General features: G+C 46.6%; 24 protein-coding genes. 5 read left to right on the top strand and 19 right to left on the bottom strand.

Annotated elements, in window-relative coordinates:
- Positions 1-412: 412 nt before the first annotated feature.
- The 4 genes from bcp to MHI37_RS03910 all read right to left on the bottom strand — a co-directional run bounded on the left by bcp (position 413) and on the right by MHI37_RS03910 (position 3566).
- Positions 413-880: a thioredoxin-dependent thiol peroxidase gene (gene bcp, locus MHI37_RS03925; protein WP_076339948.1), complete on the bottom strand. Its 468-nt coding sequence runs from the start codon at positions 878-880 to the stop codon at positions 413-415.
- 72 nt (positions 881-952) lie between these two features.
- Positions 953-1744: an ABC-2 family transporter protein gene (locus MHI37_RS03920; protein WP_076339947.1), complete on the bottom strand. Its 792-nt coding sequence runs from the start codon at positions 1742-1744 to the stop codon at positions 953-955.
- Between the two features lie 5 nt (positions 1745-1749).
- Positions 1750-2544: an ABC-2 family transporter protein gene (locus MHI37_RS03915; RefSeq protein WP_076339946.1), complete on the bottom strand. Its 795-nt coding sequence runs from the start codon at positions 2542-2544 to the stop codon at positions 1750-1752.
- Entirely contained in the window at positions 2541-3566 is a 1026-nt protein-coding gene (locus MHI37_RS03910; protein WP_076339945.1) for an ABC transporter ATP-binding protein, read from the bottom strand. The genes MHI37_RS03915 and MHI37_RS03910 overlap by 4 nt, the downstream gene beginning before the upstream one ends.
- Before the next feature lie 375 nt (positions 3567-3941).
- Between MHI37_RS03910 and MHI37_RS03905 the strand changes: the two genes are divergently transcribed.
- Positions 3942-5009 carry an LCP family protein gene (locus MHI37_RS03905; RefSeq protein WP_076339944.1) on the top strand — a complete coding sequence of 356 codons (1068 nt, stop codon included), beginning with the start codon at positions 3942-3944 and terminating at the stop codon, positions 5007-5009.
- A gap of 82 nt (positions 5010-5091) precedes the next feature.
- Complete coding sequence (locus tag MHI37_RS03900; protein WP_076339943.1) at positions 5092-6402, top strand: glutamate-1-semialdehyde 2,1-aminomutase; 1311 nt, start codon at positions 5092-5094, stop codon at positions 6400-6402.
- Positions 6403-6480: 78 nt separating this feature from the next.
- Here MHI37_RS03900 and MHI37_RS03895 read toward each other — a convergent pair whose 3' ends face one another.
- The 7 genes from MHI37_RS03895 to MHI37_RS03865 form a co-directional block, all read right to left on the bottom strand.
- Complete coding sequence (locus tag MHI37_RS03895; protein WP_076339951.1) at positions 6481-7635, bottom strand: PQQ-dependent sugar dehydrogenase; 1155 nt, start codon at positions 7633-7635, stop codon at positions 6481-6483.
- Between the two features lie 80 nt (positions 7636-7715).
- Positions 7716-8576, bottom strand: coding sequence for an inositol monophosphatase family protein (locus MHI37_RS03890; protein ID WP_076339942.1), 861 nt, complete (start codon positions 8574-8576; stop codon positions 7716-7718).
- A 101-nt stretch (positions 8577-8677) separates the two neighbouring features.
- On the bottom strand, positions 8678-9496 hold the full coding sequence (locus MHI37_RS03885) for a sulfite exporter TauE/SafE family protein (RefSeq protein WP_076339950.1): 819 nt from the start codon (positions 9494-9496) through the stop codon (positions 8678-8680).
- A gap of 112 nt (positions 9497-9608) precedes the next feature.
- Entirely contained in the window at positions 9609-10634 is a 1026-nt protein-coding gene (uvsE, locus tag MHI37_RS03880) for a UV DNA damage repair endonuclease UvsE (RefSeq protein ID WP_076339941.1), read from the bottom strand.
- 3 nt (positions 10635-10637) lie between these two features.
- Positions 10638-10955 (bottom strand): hypothetical protein, encoded by a 318-nt coding sequence (locus tag MHI37_RS03875; RefSeq protein WP_076339940.1) that lies wholly within the window; start codon positions 10953-10955, stop codon positions 10638-10640.
- Between the two features lie 923 nt (positions 10956-11878).
- On the bottom strand, positions 11879-12997 hold the full coding sequence (locus MHI37_RS03870) for a D-alanine--D-alanine ligase (protein WP_076339939.1): 1119 nt from the start codon (positions 12995-12997) through the stop codon (positions 11879-11881).
- Between the two features lie 23 nt (positions 12998-13020).
- A complete protein-coding gene (locus tag MHI37_RS03865) occupies positions 13021-14421 on the bottom strand; it encodes an amidase domain-containing protein (protein WP_256710724.1) in 1401 nt (466 codons plus the stop codon).
- 186 nt (positions 14422-14607) lie between these two features.
- On the opposite strand from MHI37_RS03865, the gene acnA reads away from it, so the two are divergent.
- Positions 14608-17331: an aconitate hydratase AcnA gene (gene acnA, locus MHI37_RS03860; protein ID WP_076339938.1), complete on the top strand. Its 2724-nt coding sequence runs from the start codon at positions 14608-14610 to the stop codon at positions 17329-17331.
- 288 nt (positions 17332-17619) lie between these two features.
- On the opposite strand, the gene MHI37_RS03855 is transcribed toward acnA, so the two are convergent.
- The 5 genes from MHI37_RS03855 to MHI37_RS03835 form a co-directional block, all read right to left on the bottom strand.
- Positions 17620-18972: an IS5/IS1182 family transposase gene (locus tag MHI37_RS03855; protein ID WP_076340185.1), complete on the bottom strand. Its 1353-nt coding sequence runs from the start codon at positions 18970-18972 to the stop codon at positions 17620-17622.
- A gap of 171 nt (positions 18973-19143) precedes the next feature.
- Positions 19144-19521 carry a type II toxin-antitoxin system PemK/MazF family toxin gene (locus tag MHI37_RS03850; RefSeq protein WP_076335223.1) on the bottom strand — a complete coding sequence of 126 codons (378 nt, stop codon included), beginning with the start codon at positions 19519-19521 and terminating at the stop codon, positions 19144-19146.
- Positions 19521-19823 (bottom strand): AbrB/MazE/SpoVT family DNA-binding domain-containing protein, encoded by a 303-nt coding sequence (locus tag MHI37_RS03845; protein ID WP_076335245.1) that lies wholly within the window; start codon positions 19821-19823, stop codon positions 19521-19523. Before MHI37_RS03845 ends, MHI37_RS03850 begins: the two co-directional genes overlap by 1 nt.
- 622 nt (positions 19824-20445) lie before the next feature.
- Positions 20446-20928 (bottom strand): hypothetical protein, encoded by a 483-nt coding sequence (locus MHI37_RS03840; protein ID WP_076335222.1) that lies wholly within the window; start codon positions 20926-20928, stop codon positions 20446-20448.
- A 200-nt stretch (positions 20929-21128) separates the two neighbouring features.
- Positions 21129-21872, bottom strand: coding sequence for an IclR family transcriptional regulator (locus MHI37_RS03835; RefSeq protein ID WP_076335221.1), 744 nt, complete (start codon positions 21870-21872; stop codon positions 21129-21131).
- A gap of 256 nt (positions 21873-22128) precedes the next feature.
- On the opposite strand from MHI37_RS03835, the gene MHI37_RS03830 reads away from it, so the two are divergent.
- Both MHI37_RS03830 and MHI37_RS03825 read left to right on the top strand, forming a co-directional pair.
- Positions 22129-23184 (top strand): alpha/beta fold hydrolase, encoded by a 1056-nt coding sequence (locus MHI37_RS03830; protein ID WP_076335220.1) that lies wholly within the window; start codon positions 22129-22131, stop codon positions 23182-23184.
- Positions 23185-23264: 80 nt separating this feature from the next.
- On the top strand, positions 23265-24350 hold the full coding sequence (locus MHI37_RS03825) for a Fe-Mn family superoxide dismutase (RefSeq protein WP_076335219.1): 1086 nt from the start codon (positions 23265-23267) through the stop codon (positions 24348-24350).
- A gap of 94 nt (positions 24351-24444) precedes the next feature.
- On the opposite strand, the gene folE is transcribed toward MHI37_RS03825, so the two are convergent.
- From folE to queG, 3 genes are all read right to left on the bottom strand, one after another.
- A complete protein-coding gene (gene folE, locus MHI37_RS03820) occupies positions 24445-25038 on the bottom strand; it encodes a GTP cyclohydrolase I FolE (protein ID WP_076335218.1) in 594 nt (197 codons plus the stop codon).
- A gap of 36 nt (positions 25039-25074) precedes the next feature.
- Positions 25075-25296, bottom strand: a complete 222-nt coding sequence (locus MHI37_RS03815) for a YneF family protein (RefSeq protein WP_076335217.1) — start codon at positions 25294-25296, stop codon at positions 25075-25077.
- 185 nt (positions 25297-25481) lie between these two features.
- On the bottom strand, positions 25482-26642 hold the full coding sequence (gene queG / locus MHI37_RS03810; protein ID WP_076335216.1) for a tRNA epoxyqueuosine(34) reductase QueG: 1161 nt from the start codon (positions 26640-26642) through the stop codon (positions 25482-25484).
- Positions 26643-26830 lie beyond the last annotated feature (188 nt).

The following is a 26830-nucleotide window of genomic DNA, read 5'->3' as shown; positions in this document are numbered from 1 at the left end:
ATCACGATAAGCACGCATGTGGGCTTATCGCGTCAAAGTAACCTGGATTTACTGCTCATAAGAACACATAGGTGCTTATTGAGCCCATTCGGCGTTTGAGTGACCTCGAAATATCACCAGAAGCACGCATGCGTGCTTATCGCGTCAAAGTAACCTTGATTTACTGCTCATAAGAACACATAGGTGCTTATTCAGCCCATTCGGCGTGTGAGCAACCTCGAAATATCACGATAAGCACATATGCGTGCTTATCTCGTCAAAGTAACCTGGATTTGCTGCTCATAAGAACACATAGGGGCTTATTGAGCCCCTTCGGCGTGTGTGCGACGGCAATAAGCGGCAATAAAATCACAAAAAAGAATCCCGCCAACAGCTGTTAGCGGGATTCTTTTTCGTAAACTATTAAATTGGCTTAAAGCTGCTGCACCACATTAAGCACCTGCTGCGCATGATCCTTTACTCGCACCTTGCGCCATTCTTGAACCAGTTTGCCGGCAGTGTCAATTAAAAATGTTGATCGAACAAGTCCCATATACTCTCTGCCGTATAGCTTCTTTAGCTGCCAGACGCCATACAGCTCACACACGGCATGCTCCGTATCGGCCAACAATAGAAAGGGCAGCTCCTTCTTCGCGATAAAATTTTGATGTGATTTGATCGTATCGAGGCTGATGCCCAAAATAACAGTGTTATGTTGCAGCATCTCCTTGTTCGCATCCCGAAAGTCGCAGGACTCTTGAATGCAAGCTGTCGTCATATTCTTAGGATAAAAATACAGCACCACATTTTTGCCGCGATAATCACTTAATGAAACCATCTCTCCATTAGACGCCATCAATTGAAAATCTGGCGCCTGATCTCCTACTTGAAGCTGTGTCATCTCTAGTCCTCCAAAAAAACTATTCATACTTGCTGCTTTGTATCTCTCGCTCTCGCGCTTGCTTCAAATCAACTACGAGCCGGCACCGCGATATCGCTTCACACCGTGATTCCATAAACATAGTCCCAATGTGAAAACAATCACTCCCATGACAGGCGTAAATAACGCCAGCTGTGAGAGATCATCCGTTTTCTTCTCCAGAAAATAAGAAGCCGGAATGACGCCGACGAATGCGAATGGCAGCACCCATGTCAGGACGAACCGTATCATTTTATTATAAATGTTTACAGGATAGCGGCCGTAGTTTTGAATATTATACATCAACGGCACAATGCCCGTTGGCGCATCGGAATAAAACGAAATCGCACTAAGAGCCGTATAAAGCCCCGCATAGATAAGCACCGATCCCAGCACAAGTAGAAGCATTATAAAGAGGTCGAGCACTTCAAATGGCAAACCGAGCTGTGTCCAGCACAGCACCATAATGATGGCGCCGACGAAGGAGCCGATCAAGGAAGGCGGGTCTACATTTTCGAGCAGCACCTGATACAGGCTATGAGCAGGTCGTGTCAGGACACGATCCATTTCACCTTTTACAATATAACGCTCACTGAAATTCCAAATGCTGAAGAAAGTGCTGAATACGCCATACGGAACCATAAAGAAGCCATAAACAAATACAACCTCTGCCTCCGACCAGCCGCCGAGCGAAGGCGTATGCTGGAACACAATTAATATAAAGATAAGGTTCATCCCTTGAAACAATAAATCAGAGAGCACCTCAATCCAGAAATCCGTACGGTACGTCAATCTGGTTTTTGCGTAATTTTTAAGATATTCCCAGAACAGTGATGCGTATCTCATTTTGATCAACCCCCTTGCACGAACAACCGCTTACGAGCAGAACGCCACGTTAGCCAGATCGGTATTAATAAGCCCACAAACCATAGCACCTGTATGCCAAAAACATTCAGTACCTCACTTGTCGGCGTACGACCGGTAAATACGGAGCTAGGCAAATAAGTAATGGCCTGAAACGGCAGCCACTGCATAATACCAGCGAGCCAGCCTGGCATGAAAGCGATAGGCACGACCACGCCTGAGAACAAGTCAACCAGTACTCGTTTCATTCGCATCATGCCTTCGTTATTCTCAACGAAAAAGGCGAACAAGCCGGTCAAAATATTGATTTGTGAGTTAATGAGAAAGCTAAAGAAAAGCATCACCATATAAATAAGCCAGGTTTGCGGATCTGTCGGGAGCGTCACCGGAAAGATTAAGCACACGATAATCATGCCAGGCACCATAAACAGCAGCATCCGGAATAAGCCCTCGCCAAAGCCCTGCATCATCTTCACAAGCAAATAAGAATATGGCCTTATAAGCTGAACCGATACGCTGCCATCTCGAATTTCGTTCGCGATTTCTCGGTCAAGGTTGTTGAAATAAAACGCCCGGGCCATCCAAGATACAGCGATATATGTCGTCATCTGGTTGACGGTAAAACCAGCCAGCGTTTCCTGGTTGCCGTAAATCGCCTGCCACAGAAAGTAATAGGCACCAATATTAATGGCATAAATAATAATCCCGCTATAATAATTAACCCGGTATGCAAGCATCGTAATAAACCTAATTCGTATAAAATCGATATAAGCGCTCATCATGATACTGTCGTTGCCTTTGGAGCGGTAGCAGAGCCCGCGGAATAGATGCTGCGAACGATATCATCGGTATTTGTTTCTATTATTTTAATATCGCGTATTTCAACGCCGCCTACTACTGAAGCCAGCGCATCTGAAACGTTAACGCTGTGCGGCAGCCACATTTTTGCGGTGATCTCATTATCCATCGTCCAAGTTACATCCAAATTCTCCGTAAGCTGCTTAAGCTTCGCAAGCTGCGTATTTCCTGCGAACTGGAATTGTATTTCGCGGCCCTTGCTCCAACGGTTTTTAAGCTCATCCAGTCCGCCATCATAAATAATTCGACCATCATCGAGCATAATGACGCGTGAGCATAGCGCTTCAATATCTTGCAAATCATGTGTTGTCAGCAAAATTGTCGTCCCCTGCTCTTTGTTCATTTGCATAAGGAAATCACGAATTTCCGTCTTCACGATAATATCAAGACCGATCGTCGGCTCATCAAGAAACAGAATGGATGGGTTGTGAAGCAGTGAAGCGACAAGTTCGCAGCGCATCCGCTGTCCAAGGCTTAGCTTCCGAACTGGACGATTGAGCAAATCGCCAAGCTGCAGACGCTCAACCAGCTCATCCAAACGTTTGCGGAAATCCGACTCAGAAACGCGGTATACCTTTCGCAGCAGCTGAAACGATTCAATTACACCGATATCCCACCACAGCTGCGAGCGTTGGCCAAACACGACACCAATGCCGCTTACGAACTTCTCTCGATCCTTAAAAGGCACATACCCGTTTACTTTAAGCTCACCTGCTGTAGGCACCAAAATACCTGTAAGCATTTTAATCGTTGTTGATTTGCCGGCTCCATTTTCTCCAATATAGCCGCAAATTTCGCCCTGCGGAATTTGAAACGAAATATCTTTTACCGCCGTAATCTCATTGTACTCACGTTTAAACAAATCCTTGAGTGCGCCAGATAAGCCTTCACGGTTTTTCTGAACACGAAATTGTTTGCGTAAATCCTTCACATCAATAGCTGTCATGCGGTTCTAGCTGCCCCTCTCGCTTCGACATTTCCTAGGAAATAGCGATCTTTATTTACCTAAAACGATAAAACTTGCTTCTGCATGTCGTTCAGCTTTATAATTTTATGATATGTAATCATACATTACTTCACTCCCAGCGTAAACGGTGGGTTTGCCCATTCTGCCAAAGCCTATTGAAAACAAATGGAATGAGGCTGCAAAATTAGCTTTGTCTTATATTCTCTAATTTTTCTAGCGTTACTAGCTTCGCTGAGCTTTTCCTATTACGATTGCCATTATACTTTGCCATCCTTGCTCACGCTTACAATGAAATTCATCTTGTACGCCACAAAAAAAGATTCCGCAGCATCCGAAGGGAGCACGTCGAACGAAATGTCTAAAGAGACGAATAAGAAGCCTAAATCACCGACTAACAAAAGAAAATGGAAATGGTTATTCATCAGCCTATCTGTCATCCTAGGTGCGGCAGCAGCATTTGCAATTTATTGGACAGTAGGCGTATATAATGCATTAGACAATTTCAGCAAACCTAATGAAACGCAATCACCCTCAGAGGATGCGCAGGAAACACCCGTTCCGATTCCCGACTGGGAGGGCACAGAACGCGTAAACATCATGCTGCTGGGCGGTGATGCGCGCGGCATAGATGAAGGACAGGCCGCTCGTTCAGATTCCATTTTGGTCGCCTCATTCGACCCTGTAACCAAAAAAGCGCATTTGTTCTCTGTACTTCGAGATACCTATGTCAAAATAGATGACCATGGCAAAGGCCGTATCAATACAGCAATTACGTTAGGCGGTTACCCTCTTGCTATGAAAACGGTCGGCGATCTGCTCGGTCTCGACATTCAATATTATGTGTATACCGATTTTGAAGGCTTCAAGTCGCTAATCGATACCATTGGCGGCATATACTTCGATGTCGAGAAAGACATGCGCTACACAGATAATGCAGACGGAAATCGATACGATATTGATCTCAAAAAAGGATATCAGCTGCTCGATGGCGACAAAGCTCTGCAATACGTTCGCTTCCGCCACGATGCTATGAGTGATTTCACGCGAACGGAACGCCAAAGAAATTTCTTAATTAAGGTTTCCAAGGAGCTTCAATCGACCTGGAACATAATTCGGATGAAAAAGATTCTAGATAGCGTTGAGCCGTATATAGACATGAACATCAGCGTAACGGATATGCTCAAGCTTGGCCAGCTTGGCGTCAAAAGCCATGTAGCCAGCACGACGCAAATACCACCTATGGAGCTCATTGCAGAGGACCGTGTCGGCGGCGCTTCCGTTATCGGAATTAGCGACGAGGACGATCTCCGCTCCTATGTACAAATGACGCTTGAGCAGGATGACACTGTACCTGAGCCAACAGAAACACCACTGCCTTCTGATGATACGACAGGCAGCAGTACAACCAGCACGACACCATAAACCATTTCTACACGCAGCCGTGTTCTTTGGTTGCGTGTATTTTGTTGCTTTTTAATCTATTTCATACTGGAGGCTCCCTGAGATGACCATAAAAAGACCTAATTCCGAGAAGCTTTATGAAGAAGCGCTGCTGCACATTGTCGGCGGCGTCAACAGCCCCTCACGCTCCTACAAAGCTGTAGGCGGCGGTGCTCCCGTATTCATGAAAAGAGGAGCAGGCGCATATTTCTGGGATGTAGATGACAACCGCTATATCGATTACTTAGCCGCTTATGGTCCAATTATTACTGGACACGCTCATCCTCATATTACAGAAGCAATCATTCGTGCCGCACAGGATGGTACGCTTTACGGCACACCTACCGAGCTTGAAATTAAGCTTGCACGCATGCTGAAGGAGGCAATCCCTTCACTCGACAAGGTTAGGTTCGTCAACTCCGGTACTGAAGCCGTCATGAGCACCATCCGTGTCGCGCGCGCTTATACAAAGAAAAGCAAAATTATTAAGTTTGCAGGCTGTTATCACGGCCATTCCGATCTTGTGCTTGTCGCTGCAGGCTCCGGTCCCTCCACGCTCGGTATTCCAGATAGCGCTGGTGTACCGGCCAGCATTGCCAGCGAGGTCATCACAGTTCCATTTAATGACCTGCCAGCACTTGAAGCTGCACTTGCGCGCTGGGGGCATGAGACAGCCGCCGTTATGGTCGAGCCGATTGTCGGCAACTTCGGGATGGTCATGCCGCATGAGGGCTTCCTAGAAGGCCTCTGCAAGCTTACTCGCGATGCTGGAGCACTCGTTATCTATGATGAGGTCATCAGCGCCTTCAGATTCCACTATGGGTCTGCACAGACATATGCCGCCTTCTCAGATCATCAGGCAATCGAGCCCGACCTCACTGCGCTTGGCAAAATCATCGGCGGCGGTCTGCCAATAGGCGCATACGGCGGTCGCCGTGAAATCATGGAGCAGGTCGCTCCGCTTGGGCCCGCCTATCAAGCAGGGACGATGGCAGGCAATCCCGCCTCCATCTCTGCTGGCATCGCCTGCTTGGAGCTGCTGCAGGAGCAAGGCATCTATGACAGAATGAGCGCACTTGCTACTAAACTGGCGACAGGTTTGCATGCTGCCGCTAGACAGTACGGCATCCCGCTTACGATCAATCAAATTCGCGGCTCCTTCTCAGCGCATTTCTGCGACCATAAGGTAACAAACTATGATGAGGCACAGGATACAGACGGTGAATTGTTCGGACGATTCTTTAAGCTCATGCTTGATCAAGGCATCAATCTTGCTCCTTCCAAATATGAAGCATGGTTCTTCACAACAGCACACACAGAGGCCGACATTGACGAAACGATTCAAGCCATTAATCATTCATTCGCTAAACTATAATAGCTTTAGCAGCGAAAAACGAGCAGACCACGGTGGTCTGCTCGTTTTTTTTGCTGTGAACTATGCCATTAATAAACGCTACTCCGATACCTTTAATAGCAGCAGACGATCATCATCCTGTGACGGACTGCCTCGCCCATCCGTATTATTCGTAATCACGTAGATGCGCCCATCTTTGATGGACACATCGCGAAGTCTGCCCTCTCCTTCGAATAGGATGGACATATCCTTAGTTTCCGGGTCATATCGATAGATTGCTCCACCCATCAAAGTCGCAATTAGCATCCGATTGCTCTTATCGACGGTCGCTCCTGATGGAGCTATGGCTTGTTCACCGGAGTGATAGATTGGTGTGATCATCCCCGCTTGCGCAGCTCCTCCATAAATCGCCGGCCAGCCGTAATTGCCGCCTGCTTCAATGATGTTAATTTCATCATGTCCGCCTGGCGTTCCCGATGGGCCATGCTCCGTATTAAACATGACGCCTTCATGATTCCATACAAGTCCCTGCGGATTGCGGTGCCCATAAGAGTAAACATAGGAGTCTGGGAATGGGTTGTCTTCAGGCACCTTGCCGTCAAGCTTCATTCTCAAAATTTTGCCCGCAAGACTATCCTTATCCTGTGCGAGCTCACGCTGCTGAGCATCTCCCGTTGTCACGTAGAGCATTTGATCCGGTCCAATCGCCATCCGCCCGCCATCATGATTAGCAGCTCCAGGTATTCCCTCAAGCAGCGGACGCACCTCATTCCACAGCTCGCCATCCTGCTTAATGAGGACGACTCGGTTCAAAATCTTCCCCTTCTCTTCATAGGTATGGTAAGCATAGGCCAACTTGGTCTGTTCAAAATCCGGTGCCAGCACAAAGCCTAAAAACCCGCCTTCACCAAGCTCATGCACGCCTTTTTGCAGCTGAACCGCTTGGCGCGTCATGCGATCGTCGTCAACCTTCACAATATTTCCTTCGCGCTCGCTAATATAGACAATGTCGTGATCAAATGCAATGACCCATGGAATACGAAGCTTCTCTGCAAGTACGGTATATGCAGCATCCGTAGAACCCGGCTCCTCTGACACCTTGTTTTCCTCGTCGATTGGCGTTTCCTGCGGCTTATTTGCTGCCTCATTCGTAGATGTCGGTGTTTCAGAAGCCTTATTCGATTCGCATGCAGCCAGTATCGTAACACATAGCGTTGTCATCAAAATAACGGCTAATCGCTTTCCTGCTTTCATTAATTCCCACCTCGCTTGTCTATTAAAAACAGAGAAGGACAACGATTCTGCATGCATTGCAGAGCGTTGTCCCTTGGCCATTATTCGTTTGCTTCCGCTTCAGCAAGCGCGGCGATAAGCTCATCTTGAATAAGTACGTTTGATGCTACAACATTGCGAACGCCTAGATCATACGGCTTGCCAAGCGTACTGCTTACCACCCCGCCTGACTCCTGCACGAGCAAAGAGCCTGCGGCAAGATCCCAGCTGCTCAGGCCGATCTCCCAGAAGCCGCTTAGACGGCCTGCTGCGACATATGCCATATGCAGAGCGGCAGATCCTGCAATCCTAAGGTTACGAACCTGCGGAGCAATAGCCTGTATCCCTTTCAAATTGAGTGGAAGCGCATAATGATGATCCGCAGGAAGCCCGGTTGCCACTAAGCTGTTGCGCAGCGTATCATCCTTGGAAACCTGCATTCTTTTGCCATGAACGTAAGCGCCCTTGCCCTTCTCCGCGACAAATAGCTCATCTCTCATTGGATCATATACGACGCCTACAATAACTTCGCCGTTGTGAGCGAGCGCAATCGACACGCAGAAATAAGGAAACCCGTGAACGAAGTTGGTCGTGCCGTCGATGGGATCGACGATCCACAAATATTCAGCATCTCTAATATCTTCAAGCGCACGTGTAGAGGCCGCAGGTCCAGGCTCAACACCTTCCTCGCCAAGAAACGAGTGATTTGGAAAATGAGTCATAATTAGTTTTTTGATTAAGCGCTCGGAACCCTTGTCTATCTCTGTCACAAGGTCATGCGAGGAATATTTTAAATCAAGGCTCGCAAAATTCCCCAATCGCGTCTGAATCCATTCTCCCGCTTTCGATGCGCAATTAATGGCTACAGCAGTAAAGCTTTTCCCGCCTACGACGGAAGCATTGTTCTGGTCTTTCACATCCATCACTCTTCCCTCTATAGTAATTTATAAACTTTTCCATTCATGTTATCGTCTATTACGTGTGGAGCGACTAGCAAGTTTCGCATATAAGTATCTTCACCATATCAAAATGATTGCAAGCCTTCAATGATTAATTGGGCTGCCAGTAAAAGAAGTGTCACTCTGAGCAGCCATAATAGCCCTTTTCCGCTCATTTTCACTGCGATAGCGGCTCCTAGCTTACCGCCAATCCATGCTCCTGGAACGAGCGCAAGCACCAGCAGCCAATCCGTTTCTCCCAAATAGACATGCATCCCGCTGCCCAGTATCGATGATAGAAATATGACAAACATAGATGTTGCCGTCGCCATATGAGGCGGAAAGCGAAACAGCAGTACCATTAACGGCACGAATAATGAGCCTCCTCCGATACCGAACAGCCCTGACATTAATCCAACTCCAAAGCCAATCAACAAAACCGGTATGATGCCATAGCTGTAGGTATGTACCTCACCCTTTGCATCCGTTAACGTTCGAACAATCGGCCATTGCTTCGAAAACGGTTTCATATAGTCACGAGCGATAAGCAGCGATGCCATCAGCAGCATAAAAACACCGAATACAAGCTGAAAAACACCAGCGGGCAGCTTGCCTGTAAGCGCAGAGCCGAGCATCGCAGCTGGTCCACTCGTTATGAAAAACAAACCACCGGTACGAAAATCGACAATTTTTCGTTTGGTATAGCTCATCGTGGAAGCAAGTGCTGTTACGACGAGGACAGTAAGCGATATGCCAACAGCTGTAGCATGTCCGATATCATCACCGATAAGCACGGGTCCAAGCAGCATAAGAGCTGGGACGATAATAATGCCGCCGCCTAATCCGACAATGCTGCCAAACATCGCAGCTACAACGCCAAGTAAGACAAGAAGTATCCATTCCATGAAGCTATCACCTTTTCGTTTAATAAGCATCTTGTTGTGCCTAGCGTCCGCAGCAGCTGTAAGCATACAAGCACCGTCAAGAATACGCCCTGACGGTGCTTGCATGCAACCATTAATGCTGAGCAGCGATTTCTACGCATCCGCCATCCAACACTTTAATGCCCTCTTCGCTGGATTCCATCAGCTTTAAATCCTCAATGAGCTTCATCAAGGCCTCATCCTTGCTTTTGGCTTCCAGCATACAATCCAAATACTCGGTATTGCGGGCGGCATTACGCAGAAATCGTACGAGCTGCTCGGCCTCTACAAATTCTGCATGAGCACGCGGCTCGGATATGCTTTTTGGACTAGAGGCATGAATTTTAGGAGGAAGCTGGCTTGCGCTTGAATAGCCCAATCTCTCGCCTTCCTTCTGCCAGGTTCGCACAATACGCGGCCATAAGCCATTGTACAGCTCATCCTCATCCACATCACCAGAATTAACCGCATGATGATGAATATCCAGCACCATAGGAATACCCGCTTGCTCTGCTGCCTCAAGCGTTTCCCTTACGTTGAACGTTTTATCATCATTTTCAAGCGTTACCCGCTGTTTAAGACGAGGCGACAGAGCATTAAACTGATGAACGAATCGTTCCGCAGCTGCTGCCTTGTCGCCATAAGCTCCGCCTATATGTATATTGCACTTCGTTGCTTCGTCAAGTCCCATCGCTTCCAGCATCAGCACATGATTCCGCAAATCCAGCTCAGACTTTCTCAGCACCTCAGGTCTTGGCGTGCTAAACACGCAGAAGTGATCCGGATGAAAGGAAACGCGCAGCCCATTCCTTCGCACAAAGTCGCCAACCTCCTGAAAGGCTGGAGCAAGTGCCTCAAAGGGATTCCAATCCACTAATTCCTCATGCGTTGCAAGCGGGATTAGCTTGGACGAAAATCGGTACATTTGAATGCCGCTTGCCTTGCAATGCTTCAAAATACGCAGTGTGCTTCGCAAATTTTCCTCTGCAATTCTCTCCAGCTTTCGAATGCCCGCTTCGCGATCATCCAGCTTGGAGAAGTTTGTATAAGTCATCGTTCTCGATGGAGAAGCATTCTCTAGCTGCAGGCTCATCGCCACAAAGCCTAATCTAACGATCATTGATTAAGCCTTCTCTCCAAAAAACATTTCAAAAGCAAGCGCTGTTTGCACTCTTGCTTCTTCGTCTGTCAGCTTTCTCACGAGCTCCATCTCCACCTGTGTCACTTCTTCGCCCTGGAAGTTGATCTCTGCGATAGAAGCTAAGATGCGGACAATCCCAATCGCCTCGTTGCCAGGCGTATAAGCAATGACTTTCTGGCCAGTTGGAAATACGCGAAAGCCGCTCTTTACCATTTTGCCCCGACCGTACTCTAACAATTCATACAACTCTTGCTCGGACTTAAATTTGCACACAGAATTAAACTCAGTTGCAAAACCCATATGGTTTCCCTCCTTTCAGTGAAATTTCCACCTGGCCTTCAAAAGCGTTTCGAACCCTCCCAAACCCTCCCTTCCAAGGGAGGGCCCCATGGGTTGCACCCTCTGGACTCCCGCAATTGGACTAACGGTCAGTCACAAATAGTCACTCGGGAACCACATTTGCTGAGGAACGCTTTCGTCCCTGCGGGACACGCTTTACGTTTGCTGAGACCTGATTAGTTTTAGGGTAATTTGCTCTCTATAGCCACTATACACGTACACACACAGGTAAACTTACTTACTTACTTACTTACTTACTTACTTACTTACTTACTTACTTACTTACTTACTTACTTACTTACTTACTTACTTATGCACATACTCTTACTGACTTACTTTGCACAGTTAAATTACCTTTTCACACTTGGGGCTCCGCTACGCTGTACTTTGTACAGTAGAATCGCCCCTTTTCTCTTGGGAACTCTGCTACACTGCACTTTGTACAACAGAATCATCCAATATGAGCCTTTTTCCTTGTTTTATTGCTATTTCTGATGCATTTTTACAATGTAGCGCTTGAAAGGAGCAGCTATGTTAGGTTTCTACTGTACTTTGTGCATTGTACGTAGTTAGTCTCAACCGAATATGGCTGCGATTAGCTGAGCTTTTCTCCTAAATAACCAAACAACAGCCTTTAATCCAGAGCTGACCTCGTCCGTAACCTAGCAAAGCTAAAATTAGTTGGAGTTTTTCCGAGTAAAGTCTGCTCATGTACCTGTTTGCCTATTCAACTTGTCCCATCAAATATGAAAAAAACTCCTTATTTTTCATTTTGGATGGGACCCAAGCCTTTTCGCTCGAGCCCTGCTTCAAAACTTTGTATAAGAGAATTTTTTTAATTTTTCGCGTAACATCACTAGCTTATTTCGTTCCTGCAATCAACCTTAACCTGCGGAGTCACCGATATAGTCAATACGCTGCTTCTCTGCATGCCGCGCGAGAGCTAGGGAGATTAAGGTGTTTAACAATTCTTTATATGGAACGCCGGTTTCCTTCCACATGAGCGGATACATGCTATTTGGAGTAAAGCCGGGCAGCGTGTTTACCTCGTTAATGAACAGCTGGCTGTCATGCTTGCGCAAGAAAAAATCGACGCGGGAAAGACCCGAGCCATCAATGGCCTGAAAAGCGCGAATGGCCATTTCACGAACAGACTCTGTTATTTCTGGCGATAGGATTGCCGGTATTTGCATCGTCGACTTTCCGTCTATATATTTAGCTTTGTAATCATAGAACTCATTGGACGGTGCAATTTCGCCAGGCAAGGATGCTTTGACATCGTCATTTCCCAGTACGCTAACTTCGATTTCACGTCCATCTACAAACTCCTCGACAATGACCTTGCGGTCAAAACGGAACGCATAGTTAACAGCAGCAACAAGCTCTTCGCGGTTTTTGGCTTTGGATACACCAACGCTGGAACCAAGATTAGCCGGCTTGATAAAGCAAGGGTAACCAAGAGCAACCTCACATTCCATGATGAAGAAGGAAGCATCTCTTTCCCACTGTGTACGGTTGAAGTAACGGAATAAACATTGCTGAAGCCCTTCTTGGGCGAATACCTTTTTCATCAAAATCTTGTCCATCCCAACGGCAGAAGCCAGAACCCCTGCTCCTACATACGGGATGTTAGCCATTTCGAAAAGCCCCTGAATCGTGCCATCCTCGCCGAATGTCCCATGCAACAACGGAAACACAACGTCAATTCGCGGCTCTTCATGATCAGTAGAGCTATCAGCATTCACTCCCGCAAATAAAGGAGCGAGCGCGAAGCCCGTCTGTTTGGACTCGCTCGCATCAATGCGAAGCTCCTCTATGTTTGCAGGTCGACCATCCAGCGCTGCCCCCGTTTTCCATTCGCCTTGCTTTGTAATATAGAAAGGTTTGATTTCATATTTACTATAGTCAAATTCGCCCATTACCGCATATGCCGTTTGCAGAGAGACCTCATGCTCTCCCGATTTCCCCCCGTAAACTAAACCTACTCGAATCTTGCTCCCCATGGCATATCCTCCGGTACATTAATTTATATTAGATCAGCAATATGAAAAAAACGATATTTCGTTTGTTCCGTCCATGCATAGGAATCACGATAATCCCAATAGCGATGTCTGCTGGAAACCGTGTTGGCATTTACAAGCGGCATTCCGAATGAATCAAAGGCAGTTACGATTGTACTGTGCTGAAAGCGTTGATCTCCATTCCAATCATACGTAATGACATCGCCAAGCTGCAGCTCATCAGCGGATTGTACAACCTGTGCGCGCAAGCCCGAAGACCTCGAGCCTGTCAAATAATTCGTTATCGCATTTGATACTGCCCAGCTAAAGCTCCACCATTCATTGCCCTTATTTCGTCCTTTATACCACCAGCCTGTTTCCCTCTTACCAGTATAGTTCATCGGAGCATTGCCTGCAAAGATACACTGTGACACATAATTGGTGCAATTTACCTCAAAAAGCTCGTATGCCGGATTGCCTTCATTCCACCATCGATCGGCATAGGCAGCAACCAAATCTCTCCTGTAACGAATACCTGAAGGTCGGTGTTTGAATTGCTGTATTAGGTCATAATTTAAGTATGGTGTTGAAGGTGACGATACATCGCCAAATAGTTCCGAATAATCATCGACGGTCATCCAGTTGTCTGTCACGGTGCCAAAGCGCGGCCTGCGTTCCGCGATAAGCGGCTCCACCCGCAGAACGTCCCAGCTGCCGCCTGACAAGCCCAGCCAGAGACGCTCGAACTCGGATCTTTCCTCCATGTAGTATCTTCCAGACTGTTCCATTCGTCTTTTGACATGTAAACGTATAAGTACGGAAACCTCACTGGATGATTCATTGATGCGGATAAGCTCTGCTTTCGTCTCACTTCCAGCAGGAAGCGCACCTCTGAGCAAATCACGCTCGCGCAGCCGTTCAAGTCTGCAGCGCAGCCGTTCGCAATGCTCGCTATCAGCTACGTAATCGGTTAGCGCAGCGGCATACTGGTTCGCTTCAGCTTGATTGTACAAGCTCACATAACGATGAACAGCTGATTTCCAGCCTTGCTGCATCCCTTCCTCTCTGTGCTGATCATAATCAGAGGAACGCATCAGCGAGTTGAGCTTGGAAGGCTGCCTTGCTACCTGCGTATCTTTCTTAACCTGTTCAGTGGCAATCGGTCCAGAATCCACGCTTGAATGCCGCTCCGCTTGTTCCCCGAATGGCAGCGGCAGCGGCTTTAGAGCATGCGTTTCAGCCTTTTGCCGCAGCTTGCTTTGAGAGGCAGCAGTCTTTATCGCTGCTTGATTACGTTTCGGACTCGGAATGCTCGGTCCTCGTTTACCCGTACGCGACATAGCTATCCCTCCTTGAACATTGTCGTGATGACATGCGCGTGCCAGCAGATTTACATTCTGATGTCTAAGGTTGATTAACTGCTTCATTATATGAAGCCACCTTCCGTTTCATGTAACATTCGTCATGATCAAATGTATTGCCCTATCGAGGCACGTAAAGTCATAAATGGACTTTACGGAAGCACTATTTTAACGATATACTGTAGGTATAGCGATTTTGAAATTGTGTTTCACAGAATGAAACATGAAATCTATTCACAGAGGAGAATGAAGATGTCTACACAAAACCATTATTCGGTCCGCACAACACTGGACGCCGGTGGCAAATCGTACGCATACTACCGTCTGGGCGGACTTGAAGAGCAAGGACTAGGCGATATTTCGAAGCTGCCTTTTTCCATCAAAGTATTGCTTGAGGCTGCTGTACGTCAATTTGACGGACGCGCCATTACACCAGAGCACGTAAAGCAGCTTGCAACTTGGGCTGACGGACGCGAGGATAAAGAAATCCCTTTCATTCCAGCACGTATCGTATTGCAGGATTTTACCGGAGTACCCGTTGTTGTTGACTTGGCAGCAATGCGCGACACCGTAAAAAAAGCAGGCGGAGATCCGAAAAAAATCAACCCTCTTGTACCGGTCGATCTTGTTATTGACCACTCCATTATGGTTGACGCATTCGGCAGCCCTGAAGCGCTTGAATATAATACAAAAATCGAGTTTGAACGCAATGAAGAGCGTTACCGTTTCCTTCGCTGGGCACAAACGGCGTTCGATAACTTCCGTGCGGTTCCACCGGGCACAGGTATCGTTCACCAAGTTAACTTGGAGTACTTGGCATCCGTTGCAGCAACCAGAACCATTGATGGTGAAACCGTCGTTTTCCCTGACTCCCTCGTAGGTACGGATTCTCATACTACGATGATCAACGGTCTTGGCGTTGTAGGCTGGGGCGTTGGCGGTATCGAGGCTGAGGCTGGTATGCTTGGTCAACCGCTTTACTTCGTTATGCCTGAAGTTATCGGCATTAAATTGACTGGCAAGCTTGCAGAAGGCTCCACTGCTACTGACTTAGCGCTTACAGTTACTCAAATTCTGCGTAAAAAAGGCGTAGTAGGTAAATTTGTTGAGTTCTTCGGTCCTGGTTTATCCAACATCAGTCTTGCAGACCGTGCAACAGTTGCCAACATGGCACCTGAGTATGGCGCTACAATCGGCTTCTTCCCTGTTGATAACGAGACGCTTAGCTACCTGCAGCAAACAGGTCGTCCTGATGACCTCATTGAGCTTGTTGGCTCTTATTACAAAGCACAAGACATGTTCCGTACGGATGAGACACCAGATCCAGTATTTACTGACGTGGTTGAACTTGACCTTTCAACTATCGTTCCTTCCCTTGCAGGACCAAAGCGTCCACAAGACCGTGTCGAGCTGACTGCAATGAAAGAATCTTTCAACAGCATCATTCGCACACCGATTGACAAAGGCGGATATGGACTTAGCGATGAAAAAATCGAGCAAATGATCACTGTCAATCATAATGACGGCCAAGTAAGCCAAATGGGTACAGGCGCTGTCGTTATCGCAGCTATCACGAGCTGTACAAATACTTCCAACCCAAGCGTTATGGTCGGTGCCGGCCTTGTAGCTAAGAAAGCAGTAGCACTTGGACTTAAGAAGCCTGCTTATGTAAAAAGCTCCCTAACGCCGGGCTCGCTCGTCGTAACGGAATATTTGACTAAAGCCAACCTGCTTGAGCCGCTAGAAGCGCTTGGCTTCCACGTTGCCGGCTATGGCTGCGCAACATGTATCGGTAACTCCGGCCCGCTTCCTGAAGAAGTGAGCAAAGCGATTACGGACAACGATATGACAGTATCTGCTGTTCTCTCTGGTAACCGTAACTTTGAAGGCCGTGTTCACGCACAAGTTAAAGCTAACTACCTAGCTTCACCACCGCTAGTTATCGCTTACGCGCTTGCTGGAACGACAAATATCGACCTTACAACTGATCCAATTGGCTATACAGAAGATAACAAGCCGGTATTCCTCAAAGATATTTGGCCAACTTCGAAAGAAGTCAACGATGCGATGACAGCTGCGCTTAACCCGCAAATGTTCCGCGACAAATACGAAAACGTATTTACGCAAAATGAGCGTTGGAACGCAATTTCGGTTCCTAAGGGCGAAAGCTACGAGTGGGATGCAAAATCAACTTACATTCAAAACCCGCCGTTCTTCGAAAACCTTGGTCCAGATCTTAACGACATTCAAGATATTCACAGCGCAAGCGTGCTAGCACTTATGGGCGATTCCGTTACTACGGATCATATCTCCCCTGCTGGTAACATTACAGTTAACAGCCCGGGCGGCCAATACTTGATCGATAATGGCGTTAAACGCGAAGACTTCAACTCCTACGGCTCCCGTCGTGGTAACCATGAAGTAATGATGCGCGGTACGTTCGCCAACATTCGTATTCGTAACCAAGTGGCTCCAGGAACTGAAGGCGGCGTAACGACTTACCTTCCAACAGATGAAGTTATGTCGATCTACGATGCATCGATGAAATATCAAAACGATGGCAAAAACCTTGTTGTACTAGCTGGTAAGGAGTACGGTACTGGAAGCTCGCGTGACTGGGCTGCCAAAGGTACATTCCTACTCGGTGTTAAAGCGGTTATTGCAGAAAGCTTCGAGCGTATTCACCGCTCCAATCTGGTTGGTATGGGCGTATTGCCACTCCAATTCCCAGAAGGTCAAAGCTGGAAATCACTTAACATTACTGGACGTGAGACATTCGACATCGTTGGCTTGTCCAATGACGTTGCTCCAGGCTCGAAAGTAACCGTAACCGCTACTCGCGAAGACGGAACAACCTTCGAATTCCCTGCGATCGTTCGTCTAGATTCCGTAGTTGACGTCGATTACTATCGCAATGGCGGTATCCTTCAAACGGTGCTTCGTCAAATGATTGCCAAAATGAACACAACAGCATAATCACTAAGCAGAGCATACAAATATAGGCTGTCCATCAAAGCTCTTTTGCCTTGATGGACAGCCTCTTTTGTTTGAAGCTGCAACTAGAAAAAATAGCGACAGCCCTGGACGAAAAAATTTTGTCCTAGACTGCCGCTATTTTATTTAGCTAATGTTTCTCATTAGTTGAACGCTAATCACCAGGACATCTGTACAAAATCTTTTATTTTTTTAATAATTGAATCAATTTCATAATGCATAGTTAAAGAATCGTAGACTAACCGAATGTGAGCATTTTCGTTTTTTAAATTATGCTGCTACTTCTTGTAATTGGCGACTTAGACGATCGCATGCTAACTTTGTGCAATTATAAACCAGCGTTACCAAGTTAAAATGTGCTTTCGCTTTTTGACCTGTTCGATGTCTTACATTGTTCAACTGGAAGAATTCCTTTAGGTAAGCATTCACTCTTTCGACTGCAGATCGTTTTTTAGCGATTTCTTTCCAAAGTTTCGAGCCTCGAGCCGGAGCACTATACTTTCTAAGATCAATTGTGATCTTCATCTTGTAAACCTTCTGGCAAAGTGAATCATGCGTTAATGGACAGCTCTCACATTCTTTCGGTCGTACGTATTTGAGCGTTTCATATTTCGAGTCGTAGCTGTCGTAACGATACGAATGCTCTCTCACACAGGTAGGGGCGAAGTGTTCGTCAAACCCGACAAGTTCGGGTTCTCGCCGACGGTTATAAGCGATAACGGCATGAGCCTTCGCTTCTCGCACTTGCTTATATATGGGCTCATAATCGTAACCTGCATCCATCGCTGCATAGTTGAAATGGAAATTTGGATGCTGCAAAGCAATCCCTTTTAGGAGCGGAATCGCGGCTTTACCATCATTCAAGTTCCCAGAAGAGAGCATGGCTCCAAGGATATATTGACTCTTGGTTCCGACTGCAAGATGACCTTTATAGCCATACCAAAAGACGTTTTTCCCATCACTATTTTTCTTGATTCCCCACTGCGGGTGAAGAGGCATTTCATCCCTTAGAACATGGAACGTCTCGCTGAGTTGTGCAGCGATTTCTTTCTCGAAGATTGGCTTTTGTTTCTCTTCTTCTTGTTTTTGTTCGAGCCAAGCTTCACGTTCGGCTTTTGATTTTCGACCACGCTTTTTAGGTTTGGGTTTTTCCTTTTCTTGCTTTGCAGGCGCTTGATCCCGAGCCTCGATATGAGTTGCATCTATGGCAACGGTATCGTCCGTAATGAATGATTCTGCCATGGCTTGCTTTAACAACTGGTCTTGCATTTCTTCTAGCGCATAGCTTTGGCTCATCTTGCGCACCAGCCTGGAATAGGAAGATGCAGAAGGAATGGCTTCTGAAAGCATAAAGCCACAATCCAAGCGGAATAGGATGTCATGCTGAAGACGCTTTATTAAATCTTTGATCGTAGGAATACGTTCAACGATTCTAACGATTAAGGAATAGACCATCGCCCTGTAATTCACTTCAACGGGAGCGCCATAAAGAGATGTTTTTCTGACCAAGCGCAAGATAGGCGTAATATCGATGGTAGAGAAAATCTCAAGGAAACGATCTTTTTGTTCCATTTCATAAAGCTCTTGCAGGGTAAATAAGCTCTCGTGTCGTATATATGGCATAGGGAGTTCTCCTCGTCTCTTTCGGTATGGTGTGGTTACTTTACCTATTCGAGATTTGGGGAGGTACTCCTTTTTCTATGCCTTAAGAAGCTAGTCCTAGCAAGGCTTTATTATTATGAAATTGATTCAAGTGAAAGAAGTTACCACAGCAGTTCCTAAGTTTTTTTGAAATTAGGCTAGAATAGAGCGTACATTAGTGACCACAAGCTGGTAGAAACTCGATGTCGGGTCCACTTTACCAATAACTACAGCATCTCTTGCGGCCAAGTCAAGCGATTTGGCTTGATCAGTGAGAACAACTCCGTTCAGCTCTGCGAACTGAACTCTTGGATGGGTCGTGTTAATCCCTCGGGGGACCGTAACCTCAAAAGGATACTCCTTTTTATGTGTGGTGACTGGAACAATCATGGCGAATTCTGAATTTTCCGGATCAATAAGTCCATCAGATAGTACAATTGCGGAGCGCCAACCGTGTTGTTCATGTCCCTTCGTTGGGTGCATGTTCAACCATACGATGCTCCCGCGTTCCACATGTCCTGTAATCGGCATTAAATAATTTCATCCCCCATAGGCTCAGCAAACATCTCTTCGTGAGCAAGCATATCCGGTTTACATTTCGCGCGGAGCGACAGAAAATGTTTGCGAAGAGCATCTTGATCGTCGGCCGTCGGAAACGCTGTACGCAGAAGAACTTCTTTGTTCTCAGTGACGTACATTTCTATCTCTACTCCATCGGTGAATTTTACTAGCTCAGAAACTTCTTGAGGAATACGGACGGCTAGACTATTGCCCCACTTACGTACAGTTGCTGTTGTCATATAGACCAATCCTTTCTTCTGTTCATGATTCAAGAGTACCACAGCCTTCCACCCCTGTATACACTAAGTATATACAGGGATTGGGAATTGGATACGCTAAATTTAAAAAACACATTGAGCTATCATTATTCGTTCGCGTAACAACGTTTGCTTAATTTTTATCTCTTATCTCACGAAGAGTTTCTTCAATTCTCTCCATCTTCCTTAACATCGAATATTGATTCCCGATCATACCAGCCAGTCCAATTACTAATACAATTACTATTAAAAGATTCATTCATACCCTCCGTAGTTTGATTTCTTCTCCTTATCTAATTGTAACATTTACCCAACTACCCAGCCTGTTTACTTAATGAATCACGATCAGTCTAAGACTTTTCCCTCTGACGCATTGAACATTTACAGGCTGCTTAAGTAGCACTAGATCTAAACTTTAGATCTATTCTCCCCCAACCAGCTCAAAAAGGAACTATAAGTCTAGTAGTTAGATCTAATTCTAAGCGAATCCATCAAACGGTCATGGAAAAGCAGCAATTCGGAAGACTTAAGTCTAATTATAAGATCTATTTCTTTATAATCAGTCCCAACGGCAATAATAGGTATAAAAATTAGACGAATGACCGCCTTTAGTCACCCCTCTCCATTAACTATAAAATCAACTAATCCAAGTACTGTCTGCTTTTAAAACTTGCCATTTACCTTTATTGATTTCAACGGTAACCTGCACTCCGATAGCTCCGTCGCCCGATCTATACTTTGAGCCATCAACAACCATTCGTGTCTCTGATATTACCGTTTTTCCAACCCGCAGCAGAATGCCATTCAGCACCAATGTTTGGGGGTTATATAATCCCTTGTCCATTAGTTGCTCATACGTCGCTTCCATTACTTCCACATTGTATTTTTTAAAATGATTTAAAATTTGTTCCTTATCTGATTCATTCATATCCTGGAAATTACTCATGTCAATCGCAATGTATTTCATACCACTGTTCAGGCCATCATCAATAGGCATGTACGCGTCTAATGCCAAGCTATACAATTCTCCCATATCTTTTGCGGGAACAGTGCTCGAGCATGCTGTTGATAATATTACGCAAAGTAAAATAATCCCCAAACAGAGCTTCTTTATTCTCATTTAAAATCCCTCCATCTCAATTTATCAGACGGATAATAATCAATAATTGTTTTAAATTTTGTAAACAAATCTATCAAAAAGAACCTTCAACTCCACTTTACAAGGTGGAGTTGAAGGTTCTTTTTATTTTATTTCATCTGAATTGGTTGCTCTTTGATTTCGTGCTGATCGTCCAAGCTATAATCCGTGGTGCTTCCAGCCTATATGCTCATCGTACCCATTCGTTTAGCTGATTCCATCAACACGCTTGCGAAATCGCTCATCGTCTGGATCGTCAATCGGCTTGCCGGACCCGATACCGATAAGGCAGCCGATACCTTTCCTTGCCTATTAAAAATAGGCGCGGACAGTGCCGCAACCCCTGGCTCGCGCTCCTCGAAGCTTGTTGCGTAGCCTTGTAAGCAAATTTCCTCAAGCTGCTGCTTGTATTGATCCAGATCAATAGAATATAGCCAAGCTGGATCTCCAAAGATGCTCTCCTGTACGATAGGATCAGAATAAGCAATAAGCACCTTGCTTGACGCTCCTGCATATAACGGCAGCCGCGCACCTACCGGAGCTACACGGCGGACCGGTTGATTGCTCTGTACCGCTTGCATACGTATTCGCTCAGAACCGTCTCTTACATATATACTTACAGTTTCTCCTAATCGATCACGGAGCCGTTCCATCTCAGGCAACCATATCGTCCCTTGATCGTCGGTCCGCGATAAATTGGTGGAGAGCTCCCACATTTTCAAACCCAAAAAATAACGGTCGGTCGAGCGATCCCGCTCGATAAAGCCTTTTTCCTCGAGCGTTGCGAGCATCCGATGAACGGTGCTTTTGTGCAGGCCTACATGCTCGGCAATTTCCGTCATCGCCCAGTCCGCTTTCATTGTAAAGCACAATAAAATATCAAGTGCTCGATCCACTGCCCGAACCGTCGATTTACCTTCTTCCATGCAGCCGCACCTCCCTCTAATAAAGTTTCATCCAATGAAACTGATTCTCATTCAGTATAACTCATACCTGCTGTACTCGTAAAGAAAAGTTGTTACATTACAGTAATATTACAACTAATTAACATTACCTCGACACTAATTGACAGGCTCCTAGGACCAGACTACGATTAAAGTACTAGAGTATGGATAGCGCTTTCATTTTTGTGAACAAATAGTTCCATTGACGGATGCTCTATTACAGAGGGAGGACGACGACATGAGCACGACTATGATGACACCATTGCCCCTTGAAGGCGGATTTCCGCAGAGCCTTCAGCCCTTTCCTTTGGGAGACGCCGACAAGCTTTTTCAGCTTCGCAAAACAAAAAGCCGCAGCAAGCATCTGCTCGTTGCTTCTATTACTTCTCTTATAGCCGCGTGTCTGCTCGTTGTCATCATATTTCATGGTTATGTAGCTTGGATGCTCGCCTATCCCTATGTAGCTCCGCTCACTTCTAATCCTCAAATCGCAATTGGCTTAGATTACGAGGATGTTATTTTTCCAAGCAAAAGCGGTGATACTACCGTCAGCGGCTGGTTTGTCCCTGCTTACGAAGGAGCAAGCGAGCCTACCGCATCTATGCGTACAGTCGTTTTCAGCCATGGCTACGGTGCTAATCGCGAAGAAACCTGGGTGCCGATGTATGAGCTAACCAAGCTGCTGCACGGCTTAAACTATAATGTATTGCTGTTTGACTATGGATATGCCTCGAAGGAGTACAAAGCACCAGCCACTGGAGGGCTTGAGGAGTCGCAGCAGCTGCTCGCTGCTGTAGATTACGTCAAAGCTCGCGGCGCCGAGGACATCGTCGTTTGGGGCTTCTCAATGGGTGCTGGAACTGCACTACAGGCAGCGCTTCAAACCGAAGCTATTGATGCTATGATTCTTGATAGCTTATTTATTCCAAGCTCCGAGGCGTTATTTGACAACTTGAATCAATTTATTTCCTTGCCGAGCTTTTCGCTTCCGCTCATCGAATCGATGATTCCACTTTGGACGGGTACCAGCTTTGGCTCTATCCCGGCAAGTGAAGTCATCTCAAACGTCTATGATATCCCGCTTTTCATTATTCACGGCACCAATGACGTTAAAGCGCCCTTTCAGACTGCTGAAGCCGTCTCCGAGGGACAAGGTAACGTTCTATCCCGCTCCTGGATCGTACAAGACGGCAAGCACGAGCTGCTGTTTAAAGTCCATCCGAGTGAGTATATTCAAAGAGCAGCTTTATTTCTAAGCCAAGTTGATCAACAGCTGCAAGCAGAACGATTATAAATACGAGCACGACATAAGCCTCCATCGAAATGAATACATCTAGTATAGATGCACTTGTTTCGACTAAGGAGGTGAAGGTCGTGCTTTTTGTTTACGGAACGCTCATGCCCGTTCGCGTTATCGAATTTATACGGCATTGGAAGCTGCAGGAGAAGGAGCATGCCGCTGTTATTTTGCAAGCCGCACCTGAGCTTGAGCCTCAATATGTACAGCTTCTGCAATCATGGGAGCCTGTTTTCTCACATACCGCGCATTATACCAACCAGTGGCTGGATGATTGGCTGCCCTTTCCAGCCCGTCTGCCTGCACAGGTAGCGGAGTCGGTCGAATCGCTTATCGATGCTGCCCTTCAGCAATCTCGAACGTATGTTGATCAGTTGACACAGCTAACCGAACGCATAGCCTCAGAATCCACCGCAATTACGAAAACTGTAATTAACCACGCCATTCGCGAGTCCAACTACTATATTGGCCTTATGGCCCATTATCGCCAAGCCTCCAGCATCTCACATGACGGCGAGCAGCGCTCTCCCGCTCAGCAAGTAGCGATAGGAGGACATGTGCTGCCTCCCTTGCCTTATGCTTACCATGCCCTAGAGCCCTATATTGATGAAACAACGATGCGAATCCATCATACGATTCATCATAAGGCCTACGTCGATGGCTTAAACAAAGCTGAGCTTCAGCTGCAAACGGCGCGAGAAACTAATAATTTTGATCTAGTTAAGCATTGGGAGCGCGAGCTCGCTTTTAACGGCGCTGGTCATTACTTGCATACTTTATTTTGGAGTGTGATGTCCCCTTATGGCGGAGGTGAAGCCGCGGGCTCACTTAGTACTCAAATACGAAGCGATTTTGGCAGCTTTGCTGCGTTCAAGAAGCAATTCAGCGAGGCAGCAGCGAAGGTTGAGGGCAGTGGATGGACTATTCTCATATGGAGTCCACGCAGCAGACGGCTAGAGATCCTGACAGCAGAGAAGCATCAGAACTTGTCGCAATGGGATGCGATTCCAGTATTGCCTATAGATGTGTGGGAGCATGCCTATTATTTAAAATATCAAAATCAGCGCCCTGAATACGTAAAGCAATGGTGGAGTGTAGTCAATTGGCCCTATGTTAATGATCGATTTGAGGAAGCACGCAGGCTCGTTTGGACCGCTCTCTGACAAGCCTTCGTCTCTCTGCCCTGTCACACACAGCAAGAGAGGCCCCCCAAGAAGGTAAATTATCTTCTTAGGAAGCCTCTCTATTAGCCTTGAGCTATTGCTTTAATAATGTAAGAAACTCAGAACGAAGGGCAGAATTGTTGCGGAACTCTCCTCTTACGGCTGAGGTTACCGTCTTGCTGCCTGGCTTCTTCACGCCGCGCGCGCACATGCATAAGTGCTCGCCTTCAACAACGACCATTACACCATGCGGCTGCAGCTCCTCAGTAAGAATATCCGCCAATTGTGATGTGATTCGCTCTTGCACCTGAAGACGTCGAGTAACTGCCTCTACGAGCCGAGCAAGCTTGCTTAAACCCGCAATTTTACCGCTAGGCAAATAACCGATATGCGCTTTACCGAAGAAAGGCGCCATATGATGCTCACATTGACTGTAATAAACGATATCCTTGACGATAACAAGCTCCTCATGCTGCTCATCGAACGTTACACCAAGCACCTCGCGCGGATCAACCTCATAACCAGCAAAAATTTCCTCATACATCCGAGTTACACGAGCAGGGGTTTCTATCAAGCCCTCACGTTCGACATCTTCACCAATTAGCTTCAAAATTTCTTTGACGTGATGTTCAATTTGCTCCCGGTTGCTCGTTACATTCGAATTGACGTAATCTTTTCTTCCCGCCATTTCTGAACCTCCCTCCAGCTCTTCTCAATCCATTTTTTATCTGCGAGGCATTTTTTGATTTTTCATCATGTGCTGCGCTTTTTGCATTTGATTCTTATTCAAGTTATAGCCCATTTGCTTAGCCATTTTCTGAATCATTTCAGGATCATTTTGCATCTTTTCAAGCTGCTTGCGCAGATAAAATACACCAATAAAGAAGCCTCCTACAGCTCCAGCAATTAATGTAACGATTGGCACTACAATGTTAACCCAAGTCATACCTTTCACCTAACCCTTTCTATCTCTACTCATGTGTATAATGCTCCAATAATAGCATGTTCGCCCCATGTTCGCAACGAACAGTCTTACACTGGTTACAGTCATATTTTAGTAGATAAACAGCAATAAATTAACTTCTCAACCCAAGGATTACAAAGTACTGTCCTAATAACTGCTTTCCCTATTCATCGCCCTATATCGTTAGCCGCCGCGCTTATTTGAACAATGGCATCCATCATCGCCTGCTTTGCTTCCTCATCGCTTTCTTTATCTACAACTGCCAGCAAGGCAGCCTTCGCCTGCTCACCGCCAATTCGCGCTAGCGACCAGGCTGCTGTTCCTCGCAGCACAGGCCTCGTATCCTGCTCCATTACGCGTATTAAATCCGGCACCGCGCTTGCATCCTTAAAGTTGCCAAGCGCAATCACTGCATTCCGCTGAATAGGCTTCTTGCCGCGCCATGCGGAGGAGGTCCTTCCGTATCTTGCTTTAAACTCCTTGTTGCCTATTGTCAGCAAAGGAACGAGCAGCGGCTTCACGAGCTCCGTGTCGGGCTGCAGCTCAGGCTGATGCGTCCAGTTTTTGCCGCGATTAATTGGACAGACCGTCTGGCAAGTATCACAGCCATATAGACGATTGCCGATTTTGCGCATGAGCTCGTCAGAGACCATCCCCTTTGTCTGTGTTACAAAGGAAATGCAACGACTGGAATTTAGTTGGCCGGGCCCAACGAGTGCATCCGTCGGACAAGCATCAATACATTTTGTGCATGAGCCGCAATTTTCCGTGATGGGCTCATCAGGCTCAAAGGGCAAATTCGTAATCATTTCCCCGAGATAAATCCACGATCCAAGCTCTGGGGATATGATCGCACAATTTTTCGCACTCCACCCAATGCCTGCACGCTCTGCAACAGCACGATCCGACAAAGCGCCGGTATCGACCATGCTTTCCACACGCAGCTCTGGAACCCGCTCTCTAAGCCATGCTTCCAGCTTGGCGAGCCGATCACGCAGAACCTTGTGGTAATCGTCCCCCCAAGCCGAGCGAGACAGAATGCCTCTTCTTGCGCCAGGCTCAGATTTCGGAGGGTCCTTCAGCTTGGAGGGATAGGCGATTGCAATAGCGATAATCGACTGCGGATTATCGAAGAGCAGCGCCGGGGTCGTTCGTTTCTCAAGATCCGGCTCCTCAAAGCCGGATTCTCTCCCAAGCTCCCGATGTCTAATTAAAATTTGCTTCAATGATACAAAAGGGTCCGCGGAGGCAACTCCGATCTTGTCGATACCAAGCTCTAATGCCGCCTCTTTCATTTCTTCCTTAAGCTTGGCCCATTTATTGATCATCGCTATAACCCTCAAAACGTTTCGTACGCCTCGTTCCGCCCGAAATCCCTTTCCCGTGAACGCCAAAAAGCAGCATCCATCCGCCAGGTCCTGGATTGCCGGAGCATGCATCGTTTGAATCGTTCATAACGTGGTTTATGATGACCCCTCCTCAAAGATTTGTGCATAGAATGACGATTTAGTCATTC

It is taken from the genome of Paenibacillus sp. FSL H8-0548, from assembly GCF_038630985.1.
Lineage (GTDB): Bacteria > Bacillota > Bacilli > Paenibacillales > Paenibacillaceae > Pristimantibacillus.
This window is presented reverse-complemented; position numbering and strand designations above follow the sequence as displayed.

What these genes read in the sequence shown, in the direction of transcription:
- MHI37_RS03915 (WP_076339946.1), bottom strand. Translation starts at nt 2,544, where the DNA reads ATGATGAGCGCTTATATCGATTTTATACGAATTAGGTTTATTACGATG.
- MHI37_RS03875 (WP_076339940.1), bottom strand. Translation starts at nt 10,955, where the DNA reads ATGGGTTTTGCAACTGAGTTTAATTCTGTGTGCAAATTTAAGTCCGAG.
- MHI37_RS03900 (WP_076339943.1), top strand. Translation starts at nt 5,092, where the DNA reads ATGACCATAAAAAGACCTAATTCCGAGAAGCTTTATGAAGAAGCGCTG.
- MHI37_RS03895 (WP_076339951.1), bottom strand. Translation starts at nt 7,635, where the DNA reads ATGAAAGCAGGAAAGCGATTAGCCGTTATTTTGATGACAACGCTATGT.
- MHI37_RS03905 (WP_076339944.1), top strand. Translation starts at nt 3,942, where the DNA reads ATGTCTAAAGAGACGAATAAGAAGCCTAAATCACCGACTAACAAAAGA.
- queG (WP_076335216.1), bottom strand. Translation starts at nt 26,642, where the DNA reads ATGATCAATAAATGGGCCAAGCTTAAGGAAGAAATGAAAGAGGCGGCA.
- MHI37_RS03910 (WP_076339945.1), bottom strand. Translation starts at nt 3,566, where the DNA reads ATGACAGCTATTGATGTGAAGGATTTACGCAAACAATTTCGTGTTCAG.
- MHI37_RS03870 (WP_076339939.1), bottom strand. Translation starts at nt 12,997, where the DNA reads ATGGGGAGCAAGATTCGAGTAGGTTTAGTTTACGGGGGGAAATCGGGA.
- MHI37_RS03855 (WP_076340185.1), bottom strand. Translation starts at nt 18,972, where the DNA reads ATGCCATATATACGACACGAGAGCTTATTTACCCTGCAAGAGCTTTAT.
- MHI37_RS03830 (WP_076335220.1), top strand. Translation starts at nt 22,129, where the DNA reads ATGAGCACGACTATGATGACACCATTGCCCCTTGAAGGCGGATTTCCG.
- uvsE (WP_076339941.1), bottom strand. Translation starts at nt 10,634, where the DNA reads ATGATCGTTAGATTAGGCTTTGTGGCGATGAGCCTGCAGCTAGAGAAT.
- acnA (WP_076339938.1), top strand. Translation starts at nt 14,608, where the DNA reads ATGTCTACACAAAACCATTATTCGGTCCGCACAACACTGGACGCCGGT.
- MHI37_RS03815 (WP_076335217.1), bottom strand. Translation starts at nt 25,296, where the DNA reads ATGACTTGGGTTAACATTGTAGTGCCAATCGTTACATTAATTGCTGGA.
- MHI37_RS03890 (WP_076339942.1), bottom strand. Translation starts at nt 8,576, where the DNA reads ATGGATGTGAAAGACCAGAACAATGCTTCCGTCGTAGGCGGGAAAAGC.
- MHI37_RS03885 (WP_076339950.1), bottom strand. Translation starts at nt 9,496, where the DNA reads ATGGAATGGATACTTCTTGTCTTACTTGGCGTTGTAGCTGCGATGTTT.
- bcp (WP_076339948.1), bottom strand. Translation starts at nt 880, where the DNA reads ATGACACAGCTTCAAGTAGGAGATCAGGCGCCAGATTTTCAATTGATG.
- MHI37_RS03835 (WP_076335221.1), bottom strand. Translation starts at nt 21,872, where the DNA reads ATGGAAGAAGGTAAATCGACGGTTCGGGCAGTGGATCGAGCACTTGAT.
- MHI37_RS03840 (WP_076335222.1), bottom strand. Translation starts at nt 20,928, where the DNA reads ATGAGAATAAAGAAGCTCTGTTTGGGGATTATTTTACTTTGCGTAATA.
- MHI37_RS03920 (WP_076339947.1), bottom strand. Translation starts at nt 1,744, where the DNA reads ATGAGATACGCATCACTGTTCTGGGAATATCTTAAAAATTACGCAAAA.
- MHI37_RS03865 (WP_256710724.1), bottom strand. Translation starts at nt 14,421, where the DNA reads ATGAAGCAGTTAATCAACCTTAGACATCAGAATGTAAATCTGCTGGCA.
- MHI37_RS03850 (WP_076335223.1), bottom strand. Translation starts at nt 19,521, where the DNA reads ATGCCGATTACAGGACATGTGGAACGCGGGAGCATCGTATGGTTGAAC.
- folE (WP_076335218.1), bottom strand. Translation starts at nt 25,038, where the DNA reads ATGGCGGGAAGAAAAGATTACGTCAATTCGAATGTAACGAGCAACCGG.